Genomic DNA, 24,555 nt, shown 5'->3' on the forward strand with positions numbered 1-24,555 from the left:
GCAGACGCGAGAAAGACAAAGAGCCTGTGCTGGCTTGGATTCCAGACAGGCTCCTGGTCATGGGCGTCTTGATTACTTGCGCAGGCCCAGCTTCTGGATCAGCGCGGTGTAGCGGTCGGCGTCCTTGGCCTTCAGGTAGGCCAGCAGGCGCTTGCGCTGGTTGACCATCTTCAGCAGGCCGCGGCGACCGTGGTGGTCCTTGGCGTGCTGCTTGAAGTGGGGGGTCAGCTCGTTGATGCGAGCGGTCAGCAGGGCCACCTGGACTTCGGGGGAGCCGGTATCGGCGGCGCTGCGGGCGTTGGCCTTGACGATGTCGGCCTTGTTGATGTCAGCCACGGACATGGCGATTTCCTTGTAGATGGGAAGCCGCCTTCCCTGACCAGACTGGCCAGGGCGCGGTTTCCGTTGTCGACTTGCGATCGCGGGTGAAACCGACCCGCGTCGTGCTGGTGCTGCGCCCCTTCCAGGGCACAACCCGGTGATTATAGGGGCAAACGGTGCCCCGGGAAACTCCCAATGCCACCCCACGGCCTTGGGGATCGATTTAGCCGGCCTGCTGCGGCCAGAATCGGGCCTCCAGTACACCCACGGAGAAGCGCCCATGCGCACCCTGACCCGCCTTGCCGCCGCCACCGCGGCCCTGCTCGTCCTGTCCGGCCCCACCCTGGCCGCCCGCGACGACCACCTGAGCCACCGCTGCTACACCGTCGCCCCCGAGCCGGAAGAGCGCGCCGCGATCGACCAGCGCTTGAACACCTTCCTGCTGGCCAAGCGGGCCAAGGGCGGCCAGACCCACCGCGCCCCGGGCTCGGTGACCATCCCCGTGTGGTTCCACGTGATCAACAAGGGCGCTGGCCTGGCCAACGGCGACATTCCCCAGTCGCAGATCGATGACCAGATCGCCGTGCTGAACGCCGCCTACGCCAGCACCCCGTTCCAGTTCCAGCTGGTCGGCGTGGACCGCACCACCAACAACAAGTGGTACACCATGGGCTACGGCAGCCGCCAGGAGAAGAAGGCCAAGGCAGCCCTGCGCAAGGGCGGCCCCGAGACCCTGAACCTGTACTCGGCCAACCTGGGTGGCGGCCTGCTGGGCTGGGCCACCTTCCCGTCCAGCTACACCGCGCAGCCCAAGATGGACGGCGTGGTGATGCTGTACTCCAGCGTGCCTGGCGGCACCGCGGCGCCCTACAACGAGGGCGACACCGGCACCCACGAGGTCGGCCACTGGCTGGGTCTGTACCACACCTTCCAGGGTGGTTGCACCGGCGCCGGCGACAGCGTCGATGACACCCCGTACGAAGCCAGCGCCGCCTTCGGCTGCCCGGTGGGCCGCGATTCGTGCACGTCCAAGCCCGGCCTGGACCCGATCACGAACTTCATGGACTACACCGATGACTCGTGCATGAACCAGTTCACCGCGCTGCAAGCCACGCGCATGGACCAGATGCACCTGCAGTACCGCACGCCCTGAGGCGCGCCCCGCTGCCACGACAAGCCGCCCTCGGGCGGCTTTTTTTTTGCGCAGGTCAGGCCGCGGGGCGGGTCATCCGGCAGCTCATGGACGGCGCCAGCTCGTCCACCTCGAAGCGCCGCACCGTGCGAAAGCCAAAGCCCGAGCCCTCGACATCGAAGGCCACTCCGCCCGAGCCGGCGCGGTCCATCACGCTGACGTACAGCGGTTGCAGGAACTGGTGGTCGGCGGCGCGCATCTCGCCGCGGTGCGGCACCCCCACGGCGCGACCGTCGAACTTCAGGCCCTCCAGTGCACGGGCCACCGCCGCCGCCTCGGTGCTGCGGGCCTTCTCGATCGCCTGCGCCAGCATCTCGATCAGCGCCTGCATGCGCGCGTGCAGGTAGTCCTCGCGCGGATCGGGGAAGCGCTGGCGGAAGGCCTTGACCATGGCCGCCGAGCCGGCATCGCCGACGTTGGGGTGCCACTCGGCCACCGCCACCACGGCGCCCACGCCCGCCTCGGACAAGGTGGCCGGCACGCCCAGCGCGTTGCCGTAGAAGGTGTAGAAGCGCGGCGCCAGGCCCAGGTCGCGCACCGCCTTGACCAGCAGCGTCAGGTCATTGCCCCAGTTGCCGGTCAGCACCGCCTGGGCGCCACTGGCGCGGATCTTGGTGGCGTAGGGCAGGAAGTCCTTGACCCGGCCCATCGGGTGCAACTCTTCGCCGACGATCTCGATGTCGGGCCGCTTGCGCGCCAGCATCGCCCTGGCCTGCCGCACCACGTGCTGGCCGAAGCTGTAGTCCTGGCCGATCAGGTAGACCTTCCTGAGGCGCGAATCGGTGCGCATCACCTCGGTCAGCGCCTCCAGGCGCATGTCGGCGTGGGCGTCGAAGCGGAAGTGCCAGAAACTGCACTTGTCCTGGGTCAGCGCCGGCTCGACCGCCGAGTAGTTCAGGAACAGCTGACGCGCCGCCGGCTCGCGCTCGTTGCGCTTGTTGATCGCATCGATCAGTGCCGCCGCCACCGCCGAGCTGTTGCCCTGCAGCACGAAGCCGATGCCCTGGTCACCGGCGAGCTTCAGCTGGGACAGGGCCTCCTCGGTGTTGCCCTTGCTGTCCAGGCGCAGCAGTTGCAGCGGCCTTGCGCCACCCGGAAGGCGCACGCCGCCGCGGGCGTTGACCCGCTCCACCGCCCACAGCAGATTGCGCCAGACCGCCTCGCCGGCATTGCCGAAGGCACCGGACAGGCCCTCGATCATGGCCAGCTTGATCGGCTCGGCCGAACGCAGCGCCCACACCGGCGCCGCCGCCAGTGCCACGCCAGACCCCACCAACGCACGGCGAGCGCCGTCGACTGGATGCATCACATTCACCTCGTCAGCCGGCGCGATGCCAGCCCTTGAAAACAAAAAAGCCGCTTCCAGATGAGCGGCATGGGCCGATGCACACCCCCGTGACGATCGGACCCTCAACCCTGATTGTAGGAGCTGCACCATGTTTCTCGTCCCCGTAGGCCGCCCTTCCAGCGACTTCTCGCGTTCCATCGAACGCCTGTTCGACGAGCACTTCTTCGACCGTTTCGCCGCGCCCGCCGCGGCTGAGCGCGCGGGCCGTACGCCGGCGCTGGACATCACCGAGACCGCCCAGGCCTACGTCGTCCAGGCCGACCTGCCCGGCGTGGCGCGCGAGGACGTGAAGGTGCAGATCGAAGGCCGGCGCATCAGCCTGTCGGCCGCGGTGCGCCAGGACGGCGAGGCCAAGCCCGGCGAGCGGTTGCTCTACCGTGAGCGCTCAGGCGGGTCCTTCGCGCGCAGCTTCACGCTGCCGGTGGAGATCGACCAGTCGGCCTCCGAAGCCCGCCTGGACAACGGCGTGCTGACGCTGACGCTGGCCAAGCGGGGCGCGACCACCGCGTCACAGCTCGAGGTGCACTGAGCCTCAGGTGCCGGCCAGCGCCCAGCGCGGCCGCACCTCGAAACGGTAGTCGGCGCCGGCCTGGTCCAGGCCGGCCTGCAGACGCATCGCCGCCGCCAGCGCGATCATCGCGCCGTTGTCGGTGCACAGCGACAGCTCCGGGTAGTGCACCCGCCAGCCACGGCGCTGCGCCTGGGCGTTGAGCTGCTCGCGCAGCGCCCGGTTGGCCCCCACGCCACCGGCCACCACCAGACGACGCAGGCCGCTGGCCTGCACGGCCTTCACCGACTTGCGCACCAGCACGTCGACGATCGCCGCCTGGGTGCTGGCCGCCAGATCGGCTTGCTGTTGCGCCGTGGGTTGCGGCCCCAGCTTGCGCAGCGCGGTGGCCACGGCGGTCTTCAGACCGGCGAAGGAAAAATCCAGGTTGGGCTGGTGCAGCAGCGGGCGCGGCAGCGCGAAGGCCGCCGGGTCGCCCTGCTCCGCCAGTCGGGACAGCGCCGGACCGCCGGGATAGCCCAGGCCCAGCAGCTTGGCCGACTTGTCGAAAGCCTCACCGGCTGCGTCGTCGATCGTCTCGCCCAGCAGCGCATAGCGGCCCACGCCATCCACCTGCATCAGCTGGGTGTGTCCCCCCGACACCAGCAAGGCCACGAACGGGAACTCGGGCGGATCGGCCGACAGGAAGGGCGACAGCAGATGCCCTTCCAGGTGGTGCACGCCCAGCGTGGGCTTGCCCAGCGCTGCCGCCAGCGCACAGGCCGTGCCGGCGCCCACCAGCAAGGCCCCCGCCAGACCCGGCCCGCGGGTGTAGGCCAGCACATCCACCTCGGCCAGCGTCGCGGCGGCGTCGGCCAGCACCTGGCGGGTCAGCGGCAGCACGCGCCGGATGTGGTCGCGCGAGGCCAGTTCGGGCACCACGCCGCCATAGGCCTGGTGCATCGCCACCTGGCTGTGCAGCGCATGGGCGCGCAGGCGGGGCACCTGCCCGGGCTCGGCACGGACCAGCGCGACACCGGTCTCGTCGCAAGAGGACTCGATGCCCAGCACCTGGCAGCTTGAGGCGGTCAGAGGCGAACCGCTGTGGTGGCTTCCATACATGGTCTTCTCATTTTCATCAATTGGAAGTTGAACTGCGTCAACCTAGGGGGCGCCGACCGACAATATTCTGATCGGCAACGGTGTATCGCTGCACCGCATGGTCCACCACAACAGACACACACCAGCGTTGGGAACATGAAGACCTACAAGCTCAAGGCCTGGCCGGACCTGCCGCCGGGCTTCCGGCGGATGGGGCATCGCCGCGTGCTGAACCAGCTCTCCCAGCGCCATGTCGGCGAGACGGAACTGCTGCGCGAAAGTGGCCTGCCCCCGCAGGACCTGAAGCTGCTGCTGGGCCACCTGAGTGGCCACGGCCTGCTGGACGAGCGCGACACCCCCCCCGCCGACGTGCGCCGCGGCCACGACAGCAGCTGGGCACGCTGGGTCTGGCCGCTGCAGCAGTGGCGCACCCGCCGCGCCGGTTGAGCGCCTGCCCCTGTCGCTGAGCCGCCGGCACGGGCGGCGGTGCGCGGCCTCAGTGGTTCTCGCGCGCGTGGTTGATCGTGTATTTCGGGATCTCGATCGTCAGGTCGGTCTGCCCGACGATGGCCTGGCACGACAGGCGCGAGACCGGCGTCAGGCCCCAGGCCTTGTCCAGCAGGTCCTCTTCCAGCTCATCCGGATCACCCAGCGAGGCATAGCCCTCGCGCACCACCACATGGCAGGTGGTGCAGGCGCAGCTCATCTCGCAGGCGTGCTCGATCGCGATGCCGCTGTCCAGCAGCGCCTCGCAGACCGAGGTGCCAGCGGTCACCTCGATCACATCCCCCTCGGGACACAGCTCGGCGTGGGGCAGGACGGTGATGGTCGGCATGGTTCGGTCGTCGTCAGAGGTCAGAGGTTGTCGATGCGCTGACCGGTCAGCGCCGCCTGGATACCGCGGTTCATGCGTGCGGCGGCAAAGGCTTCGGTGCCGGTGGCCAGGGCTTCGGTGGCCGCGGTCACGGCGGCAGCGTCGGTGCCGCGGGCCGTCTCGGTGAGTTGCTGCAGCAGGTGTTCGATCTCGGCGCGCTCGTCGCCGTCCAGCAGTTCGCCATCGGCGGCCAGTGCGGCGCGAGTGGCGAGCGTCATGCGCTCGGCCTCGACCTGGGCCTCGCGCAGGGTGCGGGCCTGCATGTCGGCCTCGGCACTGGCAAAGCCGTCCTGCAGCATGCGGGCGATCTGCTCATCCGCCAGGCCATAGCTGGGCTTGACCTGCACCGCGGCCTCGACCCCGCTGGTCTGTTCGCGCGCCGACACGCTGAGCAGCCCATCGGCGTCCACCTGGAAGGTCACGCGGATGCGCGCCGCCCCCGCCGCCATCGGCGGAATGCCGCGCAGTTCGAAGCGCGCCAGGGACCGGCAGTCGGCCACCAGTTCGCGCTCGCCCTGCACCACATGCACGGCCAGGGCCGTCTGGCCGTCCTTGAAGGTGGTGAAGTCCTGCGCCTTGGCCACCGGAATGGTGCTGTTGCGCTCGACGACGCGCTCCACCAGGCCGCCCATCATCTCCAGGCCCAGCGACAGCGGGATCACGTCCAGCAGCAGCAGTTCGCCGTCCTGCGCATTGCCGGCCAGCGCATTGGCCTGGATGGCGGCGCCCAGCGCCACCACTTCGTCGGGGTTCAGGTTGGTCAGGGGCTCACGGGCGAAGAACTCGCCCACCGCGGTGCGCACCGCCGGCATGCGGGTGGAGCCGCCGACCATCACCACGCCCTGCACCTCGTCGCGCTGGACGCGGGCATCGCGCAGCACCTTGCGCACCGCCGCCAGCGTGCGGTCGACCAAAGGCCGCGTCAGCAGGTCGAACTGCGGGCGGTTCAGCGGCAGGGCCAGGCGGCCGGTGGAGAGTTCAGCCACCAGCTCCGTCTGGTCCGCGGCCGTCAGTGCTTCCTTGGCGGTGCGCGCCGCCACCAGCAGCGCCCGCCGGTCGCCCGCCGTGCCGACGGCCAGGCCGGCCTGGTGCAGGGCCCAGTCGGCGATGGCCTGGTCAAAGTCATCGCCGCCCAGCGCGGCATCGCCGCCGGTGGCCACCACTTCGAAGACCCCGCGCGTCAGGCGCAGCAGTGAAATGTCGAAGGTGCCGCCGCCCAGGTCGTACACGGCGTACAGACCCTCCAGCGCGTTGTCCAGGCCGTAGGCCACGGCCGCGGCGGTGGGCTCGTTGATCAGGCGCAGCACGTTCAGGCCGGCCAGTTGCGCGGCGTCCTTGGTGGCCTGGCGCTGGGCGTCGTCGAAATAGGCCGGCACGGTGATCACCGCGCCGTACAGGTCATCGTTGAAGGTGTCCTCGGCCCGCTGGCGCAGTGTGGCCAGGATCTCGGCCGACACCTCCACCGGCGACTTCACACCTTCGCGGGTCTGCAGCGCAAGCATGCCGGGCTGATCGACGAAGCGGTAGGGCAGCTTGGCCGCCCCGGCGATGTCGGCCAGGCTGCGACCCATGAAGCGCTTGACCGAGACGATGGTGTTCTCCGGGTCCTCGGCCTGGTGCGCAGCCGCCTCCCAGCCGAACTGGCGCCGACCTTCGCCCAGGTAGCGCACGATCGAGGGCAGCATCAGCCGGCCCTGGTCGTCGGGCAGGCACTCGGCCACGCCATGGCGCAGCGAGGCCACCAGCGAGTTGGTCGTGCCCAGGTCGATGCCCACCGCGATGCGGCGCTGGTGCGGGTCCGGCGCCTGGCCGGGTTCGGAAATCTGAAGCAGTGCCATCGGGAAACAGGAATCAGGGGTCCAGGGCTTCGAGCCGCCGCGACAGGTCGGCCCGGAAACGCTGGACGAACATCAGTGCACGCACCTGCTGCGCCGCCGCGGCAGCGTCGCCCTGCTCGTCCAGCAGGCGCGCCAGGTCATCGAACATGGCGCGCCCGAGGCGGGCGACATCGTCGTCGAGCGCTTCGACCGCGGCCAGGTCACGCGCCTCGTCCAAGGCCTCGCGCCATTGCATCTGCTGCATCAGGAAGGCGGCGGGCATGGCGGTGTTGCGCTCGGCGTCGATGGGCGCGCCACGCAGCTCGCACAGGTACTGGGCGCGTGCCAGCGGGTCCTTCAGGCGGGCGTAGGCCTCGTTGACGCGCACCGCCCACTGCATGGCCACGCGCTGGGCGGCCGTGCCCTCGGCGGCAAAACGGTCCGGGTGCACCTGGGCCTGCAGCTGGCGCCAGCGCTCGTCGAGCTGGGCGCGGGTCTGCGCAAAGGTGGCGGGCACGCCGAAGAGGGTGAAGTCGTCGTCCTGGAGTTTCATGACCGGCGTCGCGAATGGGGGTTCTCGAACAGGCCGGCGTCCTGCCACAGCGCACCGACCCGGCTGCGCAACAGCGGCGCAAGATTCGGGCCCTGGGGCGGCAGAGACAGGCAGGACAGACAGGGACGCATGGGTATCAGGCACGAAAAAGGGCGCGGCGACAGGCGCGGCGCCCCGGCGGACCAGGCAGCTATTGTCGGTCAGACGCGGAACGATTCGCCGCAGCCGCAGCGGTCCTTCTCGCGCGGGTTGTGGAACTTGAAGCCCTCGTTCAGGCCCTCGCGGACGAAATCGAGCTCGGTGCCGTCAAGGTACGGCAGGCTTTTCGGGTCGATCAGCACCTTCACGCCGTGGCCCTCGAAGACGATGTCCTCGGGCGCCACATCGTCGGCGTACTCCAGCTTGTAGGCCAGGCCCGAGCAGCCGGTGGTCTTGACGCCCAGCCGCACGCCCACCCCTTTGCCACGCCGGGCCAGGTAGCGGGTGACGTGACGGGCAGCCGCCTCGGTCAGGGTGACAGCCATCGGATCAGTCCGCCTTGGCGCCGTGACGGGCGCGGTAGTCGTCGACCGCCGCCTTGATCGCGTCCTCGGCCAGGATCGAGCAGTGGATCTTCACCGGCGGCAGCGCCAGTTCCTCGGCGATCTGGGTGTTCTTGATGGTCAGGGCCTGGTCCAGGGTCTTGCCCTTGACCCACTCGGTGACCAGCGAACTGCTGGCGATCGCCGAGCCGCAGCCATAGGTCTTGAAGCGTGCGTCCTCGATCAGGCCGGTGTCGGCGTTGACCTTGATCTGCAGCTTCATCACGTCGCCGCAGGCGGGCGCGCCCACCATGCCGGTGCCCACGGTCTCGTCGCCCTTGTCGAAGGCGCCGACGTTGCGGGGATTCTCGTAGTGGTCGATGACCTTGTCGCTGTATGCCATGTCGGTACTCCTGGTTGGACTGGTGCGCTCAGTGCGCCGCCCACTGGATGGTGGAGATGTCGATGCCGTCCTTGTACATGTCCCACAGCGGCGACAGCTCGCGCAGCCTGGCCACGCGGTCCTTCAGCACGGTCACCGCATAGTCGATCTCTTCCTCGGTGGTGAAGCGACCGATGGTCATGCGCAGGCTGCTGTGCGCCAGTTCGTCCGAGCGGCCCAGCGCGCGCAGCACGTAGCTGGGCTCCAGGCTGGCCGAGGTGCAGGCCGAGCCCGAGGACACCGCCAGGCCCTTGACGCCCATGATCAGCGACTCGCCCTCGACGAAGTTGAAGGAGATGTTCAGGTTGTGAGGCACCCGCTGCGTCAGGTGACCGTTGATGAAGGTCTGCTCGATGTCGGACAGGCCCTTGACCAGGCGGTCATGCAGCGCCTGGATGCGGGCGTGTTCGCCGGCCATTTCCTCACGGGCGATGCGGAAGGCCTCGCCCATGCCGACGATCTGGTGCGTGGGCAGCGTGCCCGAGCGCAGGCCGCGCTCGTGGCCGCCGCCGTGCATCTGGGCTTCCAGGCGCACGCGCGGCTTGCGGCGCACATACAGCGCGCCGATGCCCTTGGGACCGTAGGTCTTGTGCGAGGCCAGGCTCATCAGGTCGACCGGCAGCGACTTGACGTCGATCGCCACCTTGCCGGTGGCCTGGGCGGCGTCGACGTGCAGCAGCACACCGTGTTCGCGGCAGATGGCGCCGATCGCCGGGATGTCCTGGATCACGCCGATCTCGTTGTTGACCAGCATCACCGAGGCCAGCACGGTGTCGGGGCGGATCGCCGCCTTGAAGGCATCCAGGTCCAGCAGGCCGTCGGCCTGGACATCCAGGTAGGTGGCCTCGAAGCCCTGGCGCTCCAGCTCTCGCACCGTGTCAAGCACGGCCTTGTGCTCGGTCTTCACGGTGATCAGGTGCTTGCCCTTGGTGGGGCCGTAGAAGTGCGCCGCCCCCTTGATCGCCAGGTTGTTGGACTCGGTGGCCCCGCTGGTCCAGACGATCTCGCGCGGGTCGGCGCCGATCAGCTCGGCCACCTGGCCACGCGCCTTTTCCACCGCTTCCTCGGCTTCCCAGCCCCAGGCGTGCGAGCGCGAGGCGGGATTGCCGAAGTGCTCGCGCAGCCAGGGGATCATGGCGTCGACGACGCGCGGGTCGACCGGCGTGGTCGCGCCGTAGTCCAGGTAGATCGGGAAGTGCGGGGTCATGTCCATGGCGAAGCGGCGGCCGGCCCGGTGGGCCGCAGCCGTCTCAAAGGGGAATTGGTTTTACTTGGAGAAGGCGTTGCCGAGCGCGAACACCGAGTTCGGCGCCGTCACCTTGATCGGCTTGACCACCGGCGTGCTGCTGATCGCACGCTTGATCGGTGCTTCCTCGATCGAGATGCCCTTGGCCAGCTGCTCATCGACCAGCTTCTTCAGGCTGATCGAATCGAGGTACTCGATCATCTTGGCGTTCAGGTTGGTCCACAGCTCGTGCGTCATGCAGCGTCCGGAATCGTCACCCTGGCAGTTTTCCTTGCCGCCGCAGCCGGTGGCGTCCAGGGCCTCGTCCACCGCGACGATGATGTCGGCCACGCTGATCTCGTCGGCCTTGCGGCCCAGCGAGTAGCCGCCGCCCGGTCCACGGGTGCTTTCCACCAGTTCGTGGCGGCGCAGCTTGCCGAACAGCTGCTCCAGGTAGGACAGCGAAATCTGCTGGCGTTGGCTGATGGCCGCCAGGGCCACGGGCCCGTTGGTCGAGCGCAGCGCCAGGTCGATCATGGCGGTCACCGCAAAGCGGCCCTTGGTGGTCAGTCGCATGTCAATCTCCAGTCGGCCCGGGGTCAGCGGGGGGGCCCGATGAACCCGAGTGATTTGCTCAATTATAGAGGAACCCGAGTCTTTTTGTCGAGATTGGCGCCAGAAAGTTCCCTGCCCCACCGCATTCATCGCCGGGCCACCTCGGCCAGGAAGCCGCGGCAGCCCTCTTCCACCAGGTCCAGCACCTGTTCGAAGCCGGTGGCGCCGCCGTAATACGGGTCCGGCACGTCCCGGCCCGCCAGACCGGGTGCGAAGTCCAGCAGCAGCCGGATCCGGTCGTGCACCAGCACCGGCGCGCGGTCGCGCAGCTCGCGCAGGTGGCCGCGGTCCATGGCCAGGATCCAGTCGAAGCGGCGGAAATCCTCGTCCTGCACCTGTCGTGCCCGCTGGGCCGACAGGTCGTAGCCGCGGCGCAGCGCATGCGCCTGGCTGCGCTCGTCCGGCGGCTCGCCCACGTGGTAGGCGGTGGTGCCGGCCGAGTCCACCTCCAGCCGCTGGCGCCAGCCGGCCTGCGCCGCCAGCGCCCGCAGCACGCCCTCGGCGGTGGGCGAGCGGCAGATGTTGCCCGTGCAGACCATCAGCACACGCACCTTGCCGCTCATCGGCTGCCCCCCTGGGCCACCAGGGGCACCACGTTGCTGTCATGGCCGCCACCGCCGCCCCAGGCCTGCTCACGCAGCAGCGCGAGCTGGTCGCGGATGCGCGCCGCCTTCTCGAACTCCAGGTTGCGCGCATGCTCCAGCATCTGCTTTTCCAGGGCCTTCATGCGCTTGCCCAGGTCCTTCTCGGACAAGGCCTCGACCTCGGCCGCCTGCTGGGCCAGGCGCAGGTCGTCGGCGCCCGACTTGTCGGCCACCACGCCGTCGATCAGGTCGCGCACCTGCTTGCGGATGCCGCGCGGGACGATGCCGTTGGCCTCGTTGTAGGCGATCTGCTTGGCGCGGCGGCGCTCGGTCTCGTCGATCGCCCGGCGCATCGAGTCGGTGATTCGGTCGGCGTACAGGATGGCGCGGCCATTGACGTTGCGCGCCGCCCGGCCGATGGTCTGGATCAGGCTGCGCTCGGCGCGCAGGAAGCCTTCCTTGTCGGCGTCGAGGATGGCCACCAGCGACACCTCGGGGATGTCCAGGCCCTCGCGCAGCAGGTTGATGCCCACCAGCACGTCGAAGTGGCCCAGGCGCAGGTCGCGCAGGATCTCGACCCGCTCCACCGTGTCGACATCCGAGTGCAGGTAGCGCACCTTGACACCGTTCTCGGTCAGGTAGTCGGTCAGCTGCTCGGCCATGCGCTTGGTCAGCGTGGTCACCAGCACCCGCTCGCCGTTGTCGGTGGTGAGGCGGATCTCCTGCAGCAGGTCGTCGACCTGGGTGCCGGCCGGGCGCACCTCCACCAGCGGATCGACCAGGCCGGTGGGCCGCACCAGCTGCTCGACCACCTGGCCGGCGTGGGTCTTCTCGTAGTCGGCCGGGGTGGCCGAGACGAAGATGCACTGGCGCATGCGCTGCTCGAACTCGTCGAACTTCAGCGGCCGGTTGTCCATCGCGCTGGGCAGCCGGAAGCCGTACTCCACCAGGGTGGACTTGCGGGCCCGGTCGCCGTTGTACATGCCGCCGAACTGGCCGATCAGCACATGGCTCTCGTCCAGGAACATCAGCGCGTCCTTGGGCATGTAGTCGACCATCGTGGGCGGCGGATCGCCCGGCCTGGCGCCGCTGAGGTGGCGGGTGTAGTTCTCGATGCCCTTGCAGTGGCCCACCTCCTGCAGCATCTCCAGGTCGAACCGGGTGCGCTGCTCGATGCGCTGCGCCTCGACCAGCTTGCCCTCCTTGACGAAGAAGTCGACCCGCTCGCGCAGTTCGGCCTTGATGCCGTCGATCGCCGCCAGCACCTGCTCGCGCGGCGTCACGTAGTGGCTGGAGGGGTAGATCACGAAGCGCGGAATCTTCTGCCGCACCCGGCCGGTCAGCGGGTCCAGCAGGCTCAGGGACTCGATCTCGTCGTCAAACAGCTCCAGCCGCACCGCCAGCTCGGAGTGCTCGGCCGGGAAGACATCGATCGTGTCGCCGCGCACCCGGAAGCTGCCACGCGAGAAATCCACGTCATTGCGCGTGTACTGCATGCGCACCAGCTGGGCAATCGCATCGCGCTGGCCGATCTTGTCGCCCACCCGGGCGATGAAACGCATCTGGGTGTAGTCCTCGGGCTTGCCGATGCCGTAGATCGCGCTGACCGAGGCCACGACGATGGTGTCGCGCCGCTCCAGCACGCTCTTGGTCGCCGACAGCCGCATCTGCTCGATGTGCTCGTTGATCGCGCTGTCCTTCTCGATGAACAGGTCGCGCTGCGGCACATAGGCCTCCGGCTGGTAGTAGTCGTAGTAGCTGACGAAGTACTCCACCGCGTTCTTCGGGAAGAACTCGCGGAACTCGGCGTACAGCTGGGCCGCCAGCGTCTTGTTGGGCGCAAACACGATGGCCGGGCGGCCCAGGCGGGCGATCACGTTGGCCATGGTGAAGGTCTTGCCTGAGCCGGTCACGCCCAGCAGCGTCTGCCAGGCCAGGCCGTCCTGCACCCCTTCCACCAGCTGGTCAATGGCCGTGGGCTGGTCGCCCGCCGGCGGGTAGGGCTGGAACAGCTGGAACGGCGAATCGGGGAAGCTGACGAACTGGCCTTCGGCCGGCGCATCCACCTCGTGCACATCGGTCATGGGGGTATTCCCGGGGCTGCGGATAAAATGACGCCGCTCAAGGGCCTGCCGGCCCACGAGCGAACCTGACAGCGTAGCGCATCCGGCCGTTCGATGCCGGGGCCGCTGTCCCCCCGCCCGCTCCCGCACCTTCAGAGGCAACGCATGTCGCTCTTCGCCGCCGTCGAAATGGCCCCGCGCGACCCGATCCTGGGTCTGAACGAACAATTCAACGCCGACGCCAATCCGGCCAAGGTCAACCTCGGCGTCGGCGTCTACACCGACGAGAACGGCAAACTGCCGCTGCTGGCCTGCGTCAAGGCCGCCGAGCAGCAGCTGATCGAGGCCGCCCGCGCCCGCGGCTACCTGCCGATCGACGGCATCGCCGCCTACGACAAGGCGGTGCAGGGCCTGGTCTTCGGCGAAGGCAGCCCGCTGCTGGCCGCTGGCCGCGTGGCCACGGTGCAGGCCCTGGGCGGCACCGGCGGCCTGAAGGTCGGCGCCGACTTCCTCAAGAAGGTCAACCCGGGCGCCAAGGTGCTGATCAGCGACCCGTCCTGGGAAAACCACCGCGCGCTGTTCACCAACGCCGGCTTCACCGTCGACACCTACCCCTACTACGACGCCGCCCGGCGCGGTGTCAACTTCGAGGGCATGCTGGCCTGCCTGAAGGGCTCGCCGGCCGGCACCATCGTCGTGCTGCACGCCTGCTGCCACAACCCCACCGGCTACGACATCACCCCGGCCCAGTGGGCCCAGGTGGTCGAGGTGGTCAAGGCCCAGGGCCTGGTGGCCTTCCTGGACATGGCCTACCAGGGCTTCGGCGATGGCATCGCCGAAGACGGCGCGGTGATCCAGCAGTTCGTCGACGCCGGCATCGACTTCTTCGTCTCCACCTCGTTCTCCAAGAGCTTCTCGCTCTACGGCGAGCGTGTCGGTGCGCTCAGCGTGGTCTGCGCCAGCAAGGACGAGCAGGCCAAGGTGCTGAGCCAACTGAAGATCGTCATCCGCACCAACTACTCCAACCCGCCCACCCACGGCGCCCAGGTCGTGGCCACCGTGCTGACCACGCCGGCGCTGCGCGCGCAGTGGGAGCAGGAGCTGGCGGGCATGCGCAACCGGATCAAGGCGATGCGCGTGGCCCTGGTCGAGCGCCTGAAGGCCGCGGGCGTGCAGCAGGACATGTCCTTCATCGCCGGCCAGCGCGGCATGTTCAGCTACTCGGGCCTGAGCAAGCCCCAGATGGAGCGCCTGCGCAGCGAGTTCGGCGTCTATGGCGTCGATTCGGGCCGCATCTGCGTGGCGGCGCTCAACGAGAAGAACATCGGCTACGTTGCCGAGGCCATCGCCAAGGTGCTCTGAACCCGCTGGCCCTGACGGACCAAGGCCCCGCATCGCGGGGCCTTTTTCGTGGACGCCGGGAGGTTCAGGACAGGCGGCTGCTGTCGAAGCCCACCCGCACCGCACCCCAGTGGCGGTCGCCCAGGAAGATCGGCATCGACATGTCGTTGATCACCTCGCCGGTGTCGCGCAGGTAGGTCTGGAACAGGAAGGGCTTCTGGTTCGCCGCCAGCTTCTGCCCCACCGGGTCGTCGAAGATGCGCTTGTGGCGGCTGCGCAGCAGGTCCTGCGCCGGATCGCCCGTGGGGGGCTGGGAGAACACCTTGTTGTGCGCCGGGGCGTAGCCCTGGGCGTCCACCGCCAGCGCATAGACGCAGCCGCCCAGCGAGCCCAGCACGGCGTCGTACAGCGCCTGCAGCTCGGCCTCCACCGCCTGGTCGTAGCTGGTGTGGAAACGCGGCGGGTTGGACTGCTCGATCCGCTGGTAACGCCGGTCGAACACGTCCAGACCCTTGGCACCGTGGCGGCGCAGGACCTCCGCCACGTCGCGGCGCAGCCGGGTGGTGGCCTGCACCAGCTCGTCAAAGGTGGTGCCGCCGGTGCGGAATTCGGCCAGCACGCCCTGCATGTCCTCGGTGCCCAGGCGCAGCTCATCCACCCGGTGGGCGGCGTCGTCCATCAGCCGGTGCACCTGCTCGGCCGAGCCGGCGACGGCCTCGATGCGCTGGTTCATCTCGCGGTTGACGCTGGCCAGGTCCTGGATCGAGCCGGCGATCTGCTCGACGGTGCTGGTCATCGCCCGGAAATCGCGCATGAAATGGCCGAAGCGGTCGGCAGTGCTGCCGACCTCACCCACCGAATGCTCCACGCCCTCGCGGATCTGCTGTGTGCCCACGGTGGTCGATTCCACCAACTGGATCATCCGGGCGCTGCGTTCGCTGATCTCGCGCGTTTCGGCATTCACCCGGGCGGCCAGGCCGCGCACCTCCTGCGCCACGACCGAGAAGCCGCGCCCGGCCTCGCCGGCCCGCGCGGCCTCGATGGCGGCGTTCAGCGCCAGCAGGTTGGTCTGCATCGCGATGCCCTGGATGACGCCGCCGATGCTCTCGATCGCCTTGGCGCCCTCGGCCAGTTCGCGCACCGTGCCGGCGAAGGTGGCCACGGTCGCCTCGATCTCGCTCATGCGAGCGCGCACCCGCTCCAGTTCGTCCATCGACTGGACGGCCGCACTGAGGTTGCGGCCCGACATGTCGGCAATCTCCTGCGCGCCGCACTCGACCAGCCCGGACAGCTCGGTGACCCGCTGCGCCGAGACCGCCAGTGCCTGCGCATCCTCACGCTGCTGACCGGCGCGCTGGGCGCTCAGGTCCACGTGCTTCTTCAGATGGGCCGCATTGATCGCGGTGCGGATGCTGCCACCGCGGGCGATCAGCACCAGCTCGCGGATGCGGGCCAGGAACCGGCCCAGCGTGCGGCCCAGTGCACTCAGCGGGTTGACCGAGGTGTTCAAGGGCACCGCACCCCGGATGATGGCGGCCATCTTGCCCCGGGAGGTGATCGGCCCCACGGGCCAGCGCCAGGTGATCTTCACAAACCGTCTCCTGCAGTGTGTCGACGCCGCTGCAGCCTGATCGGCGGCTGGCCACGTTGCGTGCAGGATGGTGGCCGAAGCCGGCCGCCCGGAAGCCCGGAAATGCGGCGCCGCAGCGGGGCAGTTCCCTCCGGCGGGCCGGCACTGCACCAGAACGGGACAGTTCAGCGGGTTTTTTCGGTGGATTCCCGCTGCGCGTCCCATCGCAGCATCGGGGATGTCACTGTGCGGAGAGACACGTACGCCACTGAACCATGCTGCAGTGCACAATAGAGCCTTGGATGTCAGCGTCCTCTCAGCGAGGCGGGTGCATCATGCCGTCCGACCCTTGACGTCTCTCAAGTCATTCCTGGAGCCACCGCGATGCTGTATCAACTCTACGAAACCCAGCGTGCCCTGATGGCACCGTTCTCCGAGTTCGCCAGCGCCTCGGCCAAGCTGTACAGCCACCCGCTGTCGCCCTTCACCCACACCCCGATGGCCCAGCGCGTGGCCGCCGGCCTGGACCTGATGCACCGTCTGGCCAAGGAGTACGAGAAGCCCGAGTTCGGCATCAAGACGGTCAAGGTCGACAACGTCGACGTCGCGGTGCAGGAGCAGGTGGTCATCGACAAGCCCTTCTGCCGCCTGATCCGCTTCAAGCGCTTCACCGACGACCCCACCGCCCTGGCCGACATGAAGCAGCACCCGCTGGTGCTGGTGGTGGCGCCACTGTCGGGGCACCACTCCACGCTGCTGCGCGACACCGTGCGCAGCCTGCTGCAGGACCACAAGGTGTTCATCACCGACTGGACCGACGCCCGCATGGTGCCCACCGAGGTGGGCCCGTTCCACCTGAACGACTATGTCGCCTATGTGCAGGAGTTCATCCGTCACATCGGCCCCGAGGTGAATGTCATCTCGGTCTGCCAGCCCACCGTGCCGGTGCTGGCCGCGGTGTCGCTGATGGCCACCCACGGCGAAGCCACGCCGCGCACCATGACCATGATGGGCGGCCCGATCGACGCCCGCAAGTCGCCCACCGCGGTCAACAACCTGGCGATGAACAAGAGCCATTCCTGGTTCGAGAACAACGTCATCTACCGCGTGCCGCCGAACTTCCCCGGCGCCGGCCGCCGTGTCTACCCCGGCTTCCTGCAGCACACCGGTTTCGTGGCGATGAACCCCGACCGCCACCTGAACTCGCACTACGACTATTTCCTGGACCTGGTCCGCGGCGATGACGACTCGGTCGATTCGCACCGCCAGTTCTACGACGAGTACAACGCCGTGCTGGACATGCCCGCCGAGTACTACCTGGAAACCATCAAGACCGTGTTCCAGGATTTCGCCCTGGTCAACGGCACCTGGGTGGTCAAGGGCACCACGGTGCAGCCGGCCGACATCAGCACCACCGCGCTGCTGACGGTGGAGGGCGAGCTGGACGACATCTCCGGCGCCGGCCAGACCAAGGCCGCGCATGAGCTGTGCACAGGCATCCCCAAGGAGCGCCAGTTCCACTATGACGTGGCCGGCGCGGGCCACTACGGCATCTTCTCGGGCCGCCGCTGGCGCGAGATGGTCTACCCGGAGGTCCGCCGCTTCATCCAGCGTTTCAACGAGGACGCCAACAAGCTGGACCTGCCCGGCCGCAAGCCGGCCAAGCCGTCTGCCACACCGGCGGCCACGCCAGCGGCGACGAAGGTCGCCAAGCCTGCCGCCAAGCGTTCCAGGCCGGCGGCCGTGAAGCCGGCCGAGTTGGCGGCGCCGGCCCAGCCGGCTGTCCAGGCCAGCGCCCAGCCTGCCACCAAAGCGCCTCGCAAGGTCCCCGCCAAGGCCACGCGCAAGACCGCACGCGGCTGAGTGCCGTCAAGCCCGGGCGCCCGCGGCTCGCGGGATAATCCGGTGCGTGAACCTGCCAGACCCCCACGGGGCCGCGCCTGACGCGGCCCCGCCTGTTTCCGGCCTGCCCCCGGCCCCGATCGGCCGCGACCAGTTGCCCCCGCTCGACGACGCCGGCCAGGCGCTGGCGCGGCGCATCGATGCCGTCCTGCCGCAGACCCAGTGCACCCGCTGCGGCTACCGCGACTGCGCCACCTACGGCCACGCGATCGCCGCCGGCGAGGCGGCGATCAACCAGTGCCCGCCCGGCGGTGCCCAGGGGATTGCCCGGCTGTCAGAGGTGACCGGACGGCCGGTGATCCCGCTGAACATCGAGCATGGCCCGGAGCGGCCGCGCGCCGTGGCGGTGATCGACGAGGCCTGGTGCATCGGCTGCACGCTGTGCATCAAGGCCTGCCCGGTCGATTGCATCCTGGGCGCCTCCAAGCGCATGCACACCATCGTCGAAGCCGACTGCACCGGCTGTGAGCTGTGCGTGCCGGCCTGCCCGGTGGACTGCATCTCGATGGAGGCGGTCACCACGCCACGCACCGGCTGGGACGCCTGGAGCCCCGAGCTGGCCCAGCAGGCGCGCCAGCGCTACGCCTTCCACCAGCTCCGCGTCGTGCGCGACAAGCAGGAGAACGACGCCCGGCTGGCCGCCAAGGCGGCGCACAAGCTGGCCGACCTGGAGAACCAGTCGCTGCACACCGACCCCGACGTTCTGGCCAGGAAGCGCGCCGTGATCGAAGCCGCCATGGCCCGCGCCAAGGCCCGCCAGGACGGTGGCGGATGACGCGCTGGCAGGCCAATGGCCTTCTGCTGCTGGCGTCGGTGATCTGGGGTTCGGCCTTCGTCGCGCAGGTGCTGGGCATGGACGGTGTCGGTCCCCTGGCCTTCACCGGCCTGCGTTTCCTGCTGGGCGCTGCGGTGGTGGCGCCGCTGGCCTGGCGCGAGTGGGGCCAGCTGCGCGCCCGGGACCACCGCCCCGGTGCCCGCGAGTGGCGCCAGGTGGGCCTGCTGGGCGCGTTGCTGACCGCCGGCGTGGTGATGCAGCAGTTCGGCCTGATGGCCACCACGGTCACCAACGCCGGCTTCCTGACGGCCCTGTACGTGCCGCTGGTGCCGATCATCGCCTGGCTCGTGCACCGTGAACGTCCCGACTGGATCGTCTGGCCCGCCGCGCTGGGCTGCCTGACCGGCACCTGGCTGCTGGCCGGCGGCGCCACGCTGGACATCGGCCGCGGCGACGCCTGGGTGATCGCCAGCAGCCTGCCCTGGGCCTTCCATGTGCTGTGGGTGGGCCGCGTCGCCAACCGCATGCGCGGCGCCTACCTGCTGGCCTGCGCGCAGTTCCTGGTCTGCGGTCTGGTGGCCACTGCCGCCGGCCTGGCCCTGGAGCCGGTCAGCTGGGACGGCCTGCGGGTGGCCGCCGGCGCGATCGCCTACACCGGCGTGCTGTCGGTGGGCGTGGCCTTCACGCTGCAGGTGGTGGGCCAGCGCCATGCGCCGCCGGCCGATGCGGCCATCCTGCTGTCGTCCGAGACCCTGTTCGCCGCCCTGTTCGGCGCCTGGCTGATGGGCGACCGCCTGGGCCCGGCCGGCCTGGCCGGTTGTGCCACCATCCTGGGCAGCATCCTGCTGGTCCAGCTCCACCCCCTGCTTGCCGCCCGCCGCCGATGATGACGCCCGCCCAGGTCGAGACCTTCTTCGCCACGCTGCAGCGGGCCAACCCGCATCCCGAGACCGAACTCGCCTTCACCAACGTGTTCGAGCTGCTGGCCGCGGTCTTGCTGTCGGCGCAGGCCACCGACGTCAGCGTCAACAAGGCCACGCGCGCCCTCTTCGCCCGCGCGCCCACGCCCGGAAAGATGCTGGCGCTGGGGGTCGAGCAGGTCGAGCGGCACATCCAGACCATCGGCCTGTTCCGCACCAAGGCGAAAAACCTGGTCGCCACCTGCCGCATCCTGGTCGAGCAGCACGGCGGCCGGGTGCCGCGCAGCCGCGAGGCCCTGGAGGCGCTGCCCGGCGTCGGCCGCAAGACCGCCAACGTGGTGCTCAATGTCGCGTTCGGCGAGCCGACGATGGCGGTGGACACCCACATCTTCCGGGTCTCCAACCGCACCGGGCTGGCGCCCGGCAAGGACGTGCTGGCGGTGGAGCGGGCCCTGCTCGAACGCGTGCCGCCCGCCTACCGGGTCGACGCCCACCACTGGCTGATCCTGCACGGGCGCTATGTCTGCACCGCGCGGTCGCCGCAGTGCAGCCGCTGCCAGGTGCATGCGGTGTGCGAGCGCCGCGGCCTGTGACGCGCACGGCCGGGCCACGCCCGCCGCCGTGTGACGACGGCATGAACTGACCGCCACCGGGCTGGCTTTTCCGGCCATCGCGGCGGCACCGGGCTGTCACGATGAGCCCATGTTCCGCCGTACCCCCACCCCTTCCGCGCCCGCAGGCCGTTGGCTGGCCCGCCTGATGGGCTGGCGCCCGGCCACCGCGCCTTCCAGCACCCTGGCCCGGATGGATGTCCGGCCACCGGCGCGCTGGGGGCAGGCCGATTCGGTCTGGCAGTCGCTGTGGCAGTGGCTGCGCGAGGACGCCCAGACCGCGGAACCCCACCCCGGACCCAAGCTCACGCTGGCCCGGCAGGACTTCTGCACCGCCCTCAACGGCCTGCTCACCCGCGACGCCCAGGACCTGCGCCAGCGCGCCGCCCATGCCCGCTCGCTGCGCGAGCTGTGGCATCTGCGCGCCGAGCTCTACGGCCTGATCGCCCGCCACCTGGACCAGCGCGAGGCCGAACGCCGCCTGGTCGCGGTGAACCGCCACTTTCCTGTCGACACCCGGGCTGTGGCCCAACGGAGCGCGCTTCCCCATGGACACGACCACGCTGCCTGACACGGGCTCGGATGCCGCCATCGTCGCCACGGCGCTGGCCGGCCTGCCCGGTGACCGCCTGGCCCGGCTGGCTGCCCGCCGCGCCTTTGTCGACCTGAAGACCATGTTCATGCGGGCCGTCGAGCCCTTGCAGGACCGCAAGGGCCAATGGCTGCAGGAAAAGGTCCGCCTGGCCACCGACCCGATGGACCTGTGGCTGCTGCGCGGCCCGGTGCTGGCCGCCCAGTCCGGCAACAGCGCCGACGCACTGGCCCTGCGCGCCGAGCTCTACCGCGCGATCGATGGCGTCTTCCCCCAGGCCTTCGGCAGCTCGCACCTGATGCCCGGTGTGCCCCCGGCGGGTGTGCCCATGCCCAGCCTGGACGCCGCACGCAACACGCGCCAGATGCCCCTGCGCTGAGCGGTCGGCCCGCGTCCCCGGTGCACAATCGGGGACGTGAACATCATCATCCTTGACGACTACCAGGATGCGGTGCGCAAGCTGCGCTGCGCGACCAAGCTGAACGATCTGCAGGCCAAGGTGTTCACCAACACCGTCAAGGGCCTGGGCCAGCTGTCGGTGAGGCTGCGCGACGCCGAGGTCCTGGTCGCCATCCGCGAGCGCACCACCTTCAACCGCCAGCTGCTGGAGAAGCTGCCGCGCCTGCGCCTGATCGCCCAGACCGGCCGTGTCGGGCCGCACATCGACGTCGCCGCCTGCACGCGGCTGGGCATCGCGGTGGCCGAAGGCGTGGGTTCGCCGCACGCGCCGGCCGAGCTCACCTGGGCCCTGATCATGGCGGCCATGCGCCGCCTGCCCCAGTACATCGGCAACCTCAAGCATGGCGCCTGGCAGCAGGCCGGGCTGAAGTCGCAGTCGATGCCGCCCAATTTCGGCCTGGGCATGCTGCTCAAGGACAAGGTGCTGGGCATCTGGGGCTACGGCAAGATCGGCGCGCTGGTCGCCGGCTACGGCCGCGCCTTCGGCATGGAGGTGCGGGTCTGGGCCAGCGGCGACAGCCGCCAGCGCGCCCGCGACGATGGCTACGGCGTGTTCGAAGCCCGCGAGGCGCTGTTCGAGCAGTCCGACGTGCTCACCGTGCACCTGCGCCTGGCCGACACCACGCGCCACCTGGTCACCTCGGCCGACCTGGCGCGGATGAAGCCGACCAGCCTGTTCGTCAACACCTCGCGCGCCGAGCTGGTCGAGGACAGCGCACTGGTGGCGGCGCTCAACCGTGGGCGGCCCGGCATGGCCGCTGTCGATGTCTTCGAGACCGAACCGATCCTGCAAGGCCACCCGCTGCTGCGCCTGGAGAACGCGATCTGCACGCCGCACATCGGCTATGTCGAGCAGGACAGCTACGAGCAGTACTTCGGGGCGGCGTTCGACAACGTCGTCAACTTCGTCCAAGGCACGCCGACCAACATCGTCAACCCCGAGGCGCTGAAGGTCCTGCGGTGAGCGACGCCGCACTGCGCCGGGCCAGCTGGTCGCTGCTGGCCGGCAATTTCGCCATCGGCTGCGGCGTGATGGTGGTGGCCGGCTCGCTGAACGACCTGACGCGCTCGCTGCAGGTCAGCGTGGCCGCCGCCGGGCAGCTGATCACGGTGGCGGCGCTGGCCATGTCGCTGGGCGCGCCGATCCTGGCCGCGCTGTGCGCGGGCTGGGACCGCCGGCGCCTGCTGGCGCTGGCCCTGGCCTGGTACGCGCTGGGCCACGCCGCCAGCGCGCTGATGCCCGACTACGCGGCGCTGCTGCCGGTGCGGGCGCTGTCGGTGCTGGCCGCCGCGGTGTTCACGCCGCAGGCCGCCGCGGCGATCGCCTGGATGGCGCCGCCCGAGCGACGCGGCCGGGCCATCACCTTCGTCTTCCTGGGCTGGTCGGTGGCCTCGGTGCTGGGCATGCCGCTGCACAGCTTCATCGGCGAGACCTTCGGCTGGCGCTGGGCCTTCGGGCTGGTGACCCTGCTGTCGGCACTGTCGGCCTGGGCGGTCTGGCGCGCGGTGCCCGAAGGCGTGCGCCCGCCCAGCCTGGGCCTGGACCAGTGGCGCGAGCTGCTGACCCACCCGGTGCTGATGGCCATGGTGGCGGTCACCGCGCTGTCGGGCTCCGGCCAGTTCACGCTGTTCGCCTACTTCGCGCCCTTCTACCGCCAGGTGCTGCAGGCGGACGCGGCGCAGATCAGTGCCCTCTTCTTCTGGTTCGGCGGTTTCGGCTTGCTGGGCAATGTGCTGCTGAGCCGCCATGTCGACCGCGTCGGCGCCGGCCGTGCGGTGGCCTGGTCGCTGGCGGGCATGGCCCTGAGCATGGCCCTGTGGCCGCTGGCCGGCCAGCTGTGGCTGATGCCGCTGGTGCTGCTGCCCTGGGCGCTGACCGGCTTCGCCAGCAATTCGGCCCAGCAGGCCCGGCTGAGCCAGGCGGCTCCGGCGCTGGCACCGGCGCTGATGGCGCTGAACACCTCGGCCATCTACCTGGGCCAGGCGCTGGGCGCTGGCGGCGGCGGCGCGGTGGTGGCGGCCAGCCTGGCGGCCGGTCAGCCCCCTTATGTGCGCCTGCACTGGATCGCGCTGGCCTGGATGCTGGCCGCGATGGCGCTGAGCCACTGGGTGTCCCGACGCATCGCCCGGGACCCGACCCATGTCTGAAGCCCGTGCCCGCCCGCGGGGTCTGCGGGATGTCTTCCTGGCCTTCACCCGGCTATCGCTGATGGGTTTCGGCGGGGTGCTGCCGATCGCCCAGCGCGAACTGGTCGACCGCCTGGGCTGGCTCACGGCCGCCGAGTTCGCCGAGTTGCTGTCCGTCGGCCAGGTGCTGCCCGGGCCGAACGTGGTGAACTTGTCACTGATGGTGGGCGACCGCTGGTTCGGCCTGCGCGGCGCGCTGGCGGCGGTGGCCGGCATGCTGGTGGTGCCCACGGCCCTGGTCCTGGCGCTGGCGGCGCTGTACCAGGGCTTGGCCGACCAGCCGGCGGTGGTGGGCGCAGTGCGCGGCATGGGGGCGGTGTCGGCCGGCCTGATCTTCGCCATGGGCCTGAAGCTGCTGCCCACGCTGGCGCGCAACCCGCTGGGCCGCGCGCTGTGGGTACCGCTGGCGGCCCTGACGCTGCTGCTGGTGGGCGTGCTGCGCTGGCCGCTGGTGGCGGTGCTGCCGCTGGTGGGCCTGCTGGGTCTGGGCCTGGCCTGGTGGCGCCTGGGACAGGAGGACGACCGGTGATCGACACCCTGCCCTGGCTGTTCCTGCACTGCCTGACGCTGTCGCTGCTGGCCATCGGCGGCGCGGTGGCCACCGTGCCCGAGTTGCACCGCCATGTGGTGATCGAACACGGCTGGCTCAGCGATGCCGACTTCACCGGCTCGGTGGCCCTGGCCCAGGCCGCGCCGGGCCCCAACCTGCTGTTCGTCGCCGTGGTGGGCTACAACGTGGCCGGGCTGGCCGGCGCGCTGGCGGCGATGAGCGGCATGCTGCTGCCCAGCACGGTGCTGACGCTGGTGGTCTCGCGCTGGGGCTCGCGCCGCCGCGACACCCGCGGCGTGCGCGCCTTCGTGGCCGGCCTGGCGCCGGTGACGCTGGGCCTGGTGCTGGCCACCGGCTGGCTGCTGGCGCGCCCCACCTTGCAGCAACCGGCAGCCTGGCTGCTGGTGCTGGGCACGGTGCTGCTGGCCTGGCGCACCAAGCTCAACCCGCTGTGGCCGATCGCGGCCGGCGCGCTGGCGGGCGCGCTGGGCTGGGTCTGAGCGGG

The 24,555-nt window shown here is 69.9% G+C and carries 27 protein-coding genes; 14 read left to right on the forward strand and 13 right to left on the reverse strand.

The window, feature by feature from the left end; translation table 11 throughout:
• Positions 1-72: 72 nt before the first annotated feature.
• Entirely contained in the window at positions 73-342 is a 270-nt protein-coding gene (gene rpsO, locus KAK03_RS12830; protein ID WP_210854350.1) for a 30S ribosomal protein S15, read from the reverse strand.
• 259 nt (positions 343-601) lie between these two features.
• Between rpsO and KAK03_RS12835 the strand changes: the two genes are divergently transcribed.
• Positions 602-1,474, forward strand: a complete 873-nt coding sequence (locus KAK03_RS12835; RefSeq protein ID WP_210854351.1) for a zinc metalloprotease — start codon at positions 602-604, stop codon at positions 1,472-1,474.
• A gap of 55 nt (positions 1,475-1,529) precedes the next feature.
• On the opposite strand, the gene KAK03_RS12840 is transcribed toward KAK03_RS12835, so the two are convergent.
• The gene (locus tag KAK03_RS12840) at positions 1,530-2,819 is read right to left on the reverse strand and encodes a branched-chain amino acid ABC transporter substrate-binding protein (RefSeq protein WP_210854352.1); all 1,290 of its coding nucleotides are present in this window, start codon (positions 2,817-2,819) and stop codon (positions 1,530-1,532) included.
• Between the two features lie 130 nt (positions 2,820-2,949).
• Between KAK03_RS12840 and KAK03_RS12845 the strand changes: the two genes are divergently transcribed.
• Complete coding sequence (locus KAK03_RS12845) at positions 2,950-3,390, forward strand: Hsp20/alpha crystallin family protein (RefSeq protein ID WP_210854353.1); 441 nt, start codon at positions 2,950-2,952, stop codon at positions 3,388-3,390.
• A 3-nt stretch (positions 3,391-3,393) separates the two neighbouring features.
• Here the strand turns inward: KAK03_RS12845 and tsaD are convergent, their stop codons facing one another.
• Positions 3,394-4,470, reverse strand: a complete 1,077-nt coding sequence (tsaD, locus tag KAK03_RS12850) for a tRNA (adenosine(37)-N6)-threonylcarbamoyltransferase complex transferase subunit TsaD (RefSeq protein WP_210854354.1) — start codon at positions 4,468-4,470, stop codon at positions 3,394-3,396.
• Between the two features lie 135 nt (positions 4,471-4,605).
• Here tsaD and KAK03_RS12855 point away from each other — a divergent pair, with 135 nt between their 5' ends.
• Positions 4,606-4,896, forward strand: a complete 291-nt coding sequence (locus KAK03_RS12855; protein ID WP_210854355.1) for a hypothetical protein — start codon at positions 4,606-4,608, stop codon at positions 4,894-4,896.
• Positions 4,897-4,945: 49 nt separating this feature from the next.
• On the opposite strand, the gene fdx is transcribed toward KAK03_RS12855, so the two are convergent.
• From fdx to uvrB, 9 genes are all read right to left on the reverse strand, one after another.
• On the reverse strand, positions 4,946-5,284 hold the full coding sequence (fdx, locus tag KAK03_RS12860; RefSeq protein ID WP_210854356.1) for an ISC system 2Fe-2S type ferredoxin: 339 nt from the start codon (positions 5,282-5,284) through the stop codon (positions 4,946-4,948).
• A 20-nt stretch (positions 5,285-5,304) separates the two neighbouring features.
• Complete coding sequence (gene hscA, locus KAK03_RS12865; protein ID WP_210854357.1) at positions 5,305-7,161, reverse strand: Fe-S protein assembly chaperone HscA; 1,857 nt, start codon at positions 7,159-7,161, stop codon at positions 5,305-5,307.
• 13 nt (positions 7,162-7,174) lie between these two features.
• Positions 7,175-7,693, reverse strand: a complete 519-nt coding sequence (hscB, locus tag KAK03_RS12870; protein ID WP_210854358.1) for a Fe-S protein assembly co-chaperone HscB — start codon at positions 7,691-7,693, stop codon at positions 7,175-7,177.
• Positions 7,694-7,893: 200 nt separating this feature from the next.
• On the reverse strand, positions 7,894-8,217 hold the full coding sequence (gene iscA / locus KAK03_RS12875) for an iron-sulfur cluster assembly protein IscA (RefSeq protein WP_210854359.1): 324 nt from the start codon (positions 8,215-8,217) through the stop codon (positions 7,894-7,896).
• 4 nt (positions 8,218-8,221) lie between these two features.
• Entirely contained in the window at positions 8,222-8,617 is a 396-nt protein-coding gene (gene iscU, locus KAK03_RS12880; protein ID WP_210854360.1) for a Fe-S cluster assembly scaffold IscU, read from the reverse strand.
• Positions 8,618-8,645: 28 nt separating this feature from the next.
• A complete protein-coding gene (locus KAK03_RS12885) occupies positions 8,646-9,869 on the reverse strand; it encodes an IscS subfamily cysteine desulfurase (RefSeq protein ID WP_210854361.1) in 1,224 nt (407 codons plus the stop codon).
• Between the two features lie 54 nt (positions 9,870-9,923).
• Positions 9,924-10,457 carry a Fe-S cluster assembly transcriptional regulator IscR gene (gene iscR / locus KAK03_RS12890; protein WP_210854362.1) on the reverse strand — a complete coding sequence of 178 codons (534 nt, stop codon included), beginning with the start codon at positions 10,455-10,457 and terminating at the stop codon, positions 9,924-9,926.
• 125 nt (positions 10,458-10,582) lie between these two features.
• Positions 10,583-11,059, reverse strand: a complete 477-nt coding sequence (locus KAK03_RS12895; protein ID WP_247661130.1) for a low molecular weight protein-tyrosine-phosphatase — start codon at positions 11,057-11,059, stop codon at positions 10,583-10,585.
• Positions 11,056-13,164, reverse strand: coding sequence for an excinuclease ABC subunit UvrB (uvrB, locus tag KAK03_RS12900; RefSeq protein ID WP_210854363.1), 2,109 nt, complete (start codon positions 13,162-13,164; stop codon positions 11,056-11,058). The genes KAK03_RS12895 and uvrB overlap by 4 nt, the downstream gene beginning before the upstream one ends.
• Before the next feature lie 144 nt (positions 13,165-13,308).
• On the opposite strand from uvrB, the gene KAK03_RS12905 reads away from it, so the two are divergent.
• Positions 13,309-14,505, forward strand: a complete 1,197-nt coding sequence (locus KAK03_RS12905) for an amino acid aminotransferase (protein ID WP_210854364.1) — start codon at positions 13,309-13,311, stop codon at positions 14,503-14,505.
• Positions 14,506-14,569: 64 nt separating this feature from the next.
• On the opposite strand, the gene KAK03_RS12910 is transcribed toward KAK03_RS12905, so the two are convergent.
• On the reverse strand, positions 14,570-16,075 hold the full coding sequence (locus KAK03_RS12910; RefSeq protein ID WP_310738587.1) for a methyl-accepting chemotaxis protein: 1,506 nt from the start codon (positions 16,073-16,075) through the stop codon (positions 14,570-14,572).
• A 363-nt stretch (positions 16,076-16,438) separates the two neighbouring features.
• Between KAK03_RS12910 and KAK03_RS12915 the strand changes: the two genes are divergently transcribed.
• From KAK03_RS12915 to KAK03_RS12960, 10 genes are all read left to right on the forward strand, one after another.
• Positions 16,439-17,917, forward strand: coding sequence for a polyhydroxyalkanoate depolymerase (locus tag KAK03_RS12915; protein WP_210854365.1), 1,479 nt, complete (start codon positions 16,439-16,441; stop codon positions 17,915-17,917).
• A 133-nt stretch (positions 17,918-18,050) separates the two neighbouring features.
• On the forward strand, positions 18,051-18,731 hold the full coding sequence (gene rsxB / locus KAK03_RS12920) for an electron transport complex subunit RsxB (protein WP_210854428.1): 681 nt from the start codon (positions 18,051-18,053) through the stop codon (positions 18,729-18,731).
• Complete coding sequence (locus tag KAK03_RS12925) at positions 18,728-19,618, forward strand: DMT family transporter (RefSeq protein ID WP_210854366.1); 891 nt, start codon at positions 18,728-18,730, stop codon at positions 19,616-19,618. Before rsxB ends, KAK03_RS12925 begins: the two co-directional genes overlap by 4 nt.
• Positions 19,618-20,244, forward strand: a complete 627-nt coding sequence (gene nth, locus KAK03_RS12930; protein WP_210854429.1) for an endonuclease III — start codon at positions 19,618-19,620, stop codon at positions 20,242-20,244. The genes KAK03_RS12925 and nth overlap by 1 nt, the downstream gene beginning before the upstream one ends.
• Positions 20,245-20,353: 109 nt before the next feature.
• Complete coding sequence (locus KAK03_RS12935) at positions 20,354-20,833, forward strand: hypothetical protein (protein ID WP_210854367.1); 480 nt, start codon at positions 20,354-20,356, stop codon at positions 20,831-20,833.
• The gene (locus tag KAK03_RS12940) at positions 20,811-21,233 is read left to right on the forward strand and encodes a hypothetical protein (protein WP_210854368.1); all 423 of its coding nucleotides are present in this window, start codon (positions 20,811-20,813) and stop codon (positions 21,231-21,233) included. Before KAK03_RS12935 ends, KAK03_RS12940 begins: the two co-directional genes overlap by 23 nt.
• A 36-nt stretch (positions 21,234-21,269) precedes the next feature.
• The gene (locus KAK03_RS12945; RefSeq protein WP_210854369.1) at positions 21,270-22,277 is read left to right on the forward strand and encodes a D-2-hydroxyacid dehydrogenase family protein; all 1,008 of its coding nucleotides are present in this window, start codon (positions 21,270-21,272) and stop codon (positions 22,275-22,277) included.
• Positions 22,274-23,461 carry an MFS transporter gene (locus KAK03_RS12950; RefSeq protein ID WP_210854370.1) on the forward strand — a complete coding sequence of 396 codons (1,188 nt, stop codon included), beginning with the start codon at positions 22,274-22,276 and terminating at the stop codon, positions 23,459-23,461. Before KAK03_RS12945 ends, KAK03_RS12950 begins: the two co-directional genes overlap by 4 nt.
• Positions 23,454-24,029 carry a chromate transporter gene (locus KAK03_RS12955; RefSeq protein ID WP_210854371.1) on the forward strand — a complete coding sequence of 192 codons (576 nt, stop codon included), beginning with the start codon at positions 23,454-23,456 and terminating at the stop codon, positions 24,027-24,029. Before KAK03_RS12950 ends, KAK03_RS12955 begins: the two co-directional genes overlap by 8 nt.
• Complete coding sequence (locus tag KAK03_RS12960; protein WP_310738589.1) at positions 24,026-24,550, forward strand: chromate transporter; 525 nt, start codon at positions 24,026-24,028, stop codon at positions 24,548-24,550. Before KAK03_RS12955 ends, KAK03_RS12960 begins: the two co-directional genes overlap by 4 nt.
• The last annotated feature ends 5 nt before the right edge of the window (positions 24,551-24,555 follow it).

The organism is Ideonella alba (assembly GCF_018069845.1).
GTDB classification, from domain to species: Bacteria; Pseudomonadota; Gammaproteobacteria; order Burkholderiales; family Burkholderiaceae_C; genus Ideonella; species Ideonella alba.

What these genes read in the sequence shown, in the direction of transcription:
- KAK03_RS12955 (WP_210854371.1), top strand. Translation starts at nt 23,454, where the DNA reads ATGTCTGAAGCCCGTGCCCGCCCGCGGGGTCTGCGGGATGTCTTCCTG.
- KAK03_RS12935 (WP_210854367.1), top strand. Translation starts at nt 20,354, where the DNA reads ATGTTCCGCCGTACCCCCACCCCTTCCGCGCCCGCAGGCCGTTGGCTG.
- KAK03_RS12840 (WP_210854352.1), bottom strand. Translation starts at nt 2,819, where the DNA reads ATGCATCCAGTCGACGGCGCTCGCCGTGCGTTGGTGGGGTCTGGCGTG.
- fdx (WP_210854356.1), bottom strand. Translation starts at nt 5,284, where the DNA reads ATGCCGACCATCACCGTCCTGCCCCACGCCGAGCTGTGTCCCGAGGGG.
- KAK03_RS12915 (WP_210854365.1), top strand. Translation starts at nt 16,439, where the DNA reads ATGCTGTATCAACTCTACGAAACCCAGCGTGCCCTGATGGCACCGTTC.
- nth (WP_210854429.1), top strand. Translation starts at nt 19,618, where the DNA reads ATGACGCCCGCCCAGGTCGAGACCTTCTTCGCCACGCTGCAGCGGGCC.
- KAK03_RS12905 (WP_210854364.1), top strand. Translation starts at nt 13,309, where the DNA reads ATGTCGCTCTTCGCCGCCGTCGAAATGGCCCCGCGCGACCCGATCCTG.
- KAK03_RS12925 (WP_210854366.1), top strand. Translation starts at nt 18,728, where the DNA reads ATGACGCGCTGGCAGGCCAATGGCCTTCTGCTGCTGGCGTCGGTGATC.
- KAK03_RS12845 (WP_210854353.1), top strand. Translation starts at nt 2,950, where the DNA reads ATGTTTCTCGTCCCCGTAGGCCGCCCTTCCAGCGACTTCTCGCGTTCC.
- KAK03_RS12895 (WP_247661130.1), bottom strand. Translation starts at nt 11,059, where the DNA reads ATGAGCGGCAAGGTGCGTGTGCTGATGGTCTGCACGGGCAACATCTGC.
- rpsO (WP_210854350.1), bottom strand. Translation starts at nt 342, where the DNA reads ATGTCCGTGGCTGACATCAACAAGGCCGACATCGTCAAGGCCAACGCC.
- hscA (WP_210854357.1), bottom strand. Translation starts at nt 7,161, where the DNA reads ATGGCACTGCTTCAGATTTCCGAACCCGGCCAGGCGCCGGACCCGCAC.
- KAK03_RS12940 (WP_210854368.1), top strand. Translation starts at nt 20,811, where the DNA reads ATGGACACGACCACGCTGCCTGACACGGGCTCGGATGCCGCCATCGTC.
- hscB (WP_210854358.1), bottom strand. Translation starts at nt 7,693, where the DNA reads ATGAAACTCCAGGACGACGACTTCACCCTCTTCGGCGTGCCCGCCACC.
- uvrB (WP_210854363.1), bottom strand. Translation starts at nt 13,164, where the DNA reads ATGACCGATGTGCACGAGGTGGATGCGCCGGCCGAAGGCCAGTTCGTC.
- KAK03_RS12885 (WP_210854361.1), bottom strand. Translation starts at nt 9,869, where the DNA reads ATGGACATGACCCCGCACTTCCCGATCTACCTGGACTACGGCGCGACC.
- iscU (WP_210854360.1), bottom strand. Translation starts at nt 8,617, where the DNA reads ATGGCATACAGCGACAAGGTCATCGACCACTACGAGAATCCCCGCAAC.
- KAK03_RS12855 (WP_210854355.1), top strand. Translation starts at nt 4,606, where the DNA reads ATGAAGACCTACAAGCTCAAGGCCTGGCCGGACCTGCCGCCGGGCTTC.
- iscR (WP_210854362.1), bottom strand. Translation starts at nt 10,457, where the DNA reads ATGCGACTGACCACCAAGGGCCGCTTTGCGGTGACCGCCATGATCGAC.
- KAK03_RS12835 (WP_210854351.1), top strand. Translation starts at nt 602, where the DNA reads ATGCGCACCCTGACCCGCCTTGCCGCCGCCACCGCGGCCCTGCTCGTC.
- iscA (WP_210854359.1), bottom strand. Translation starts at nt 8,217, where the DNA reads ATGGCTGTCACCCTGACCGAGGCGGCTGCCCGTCACGTCACCCGCTAC.
- tsaD (WP_210854354.1), bottom strand. Translation starts at nt 4,470, where the DNA reads ATGTATGGAAGCCACCACAGCGGTTCGCCTCTGACCGCCTCAAGCTGC.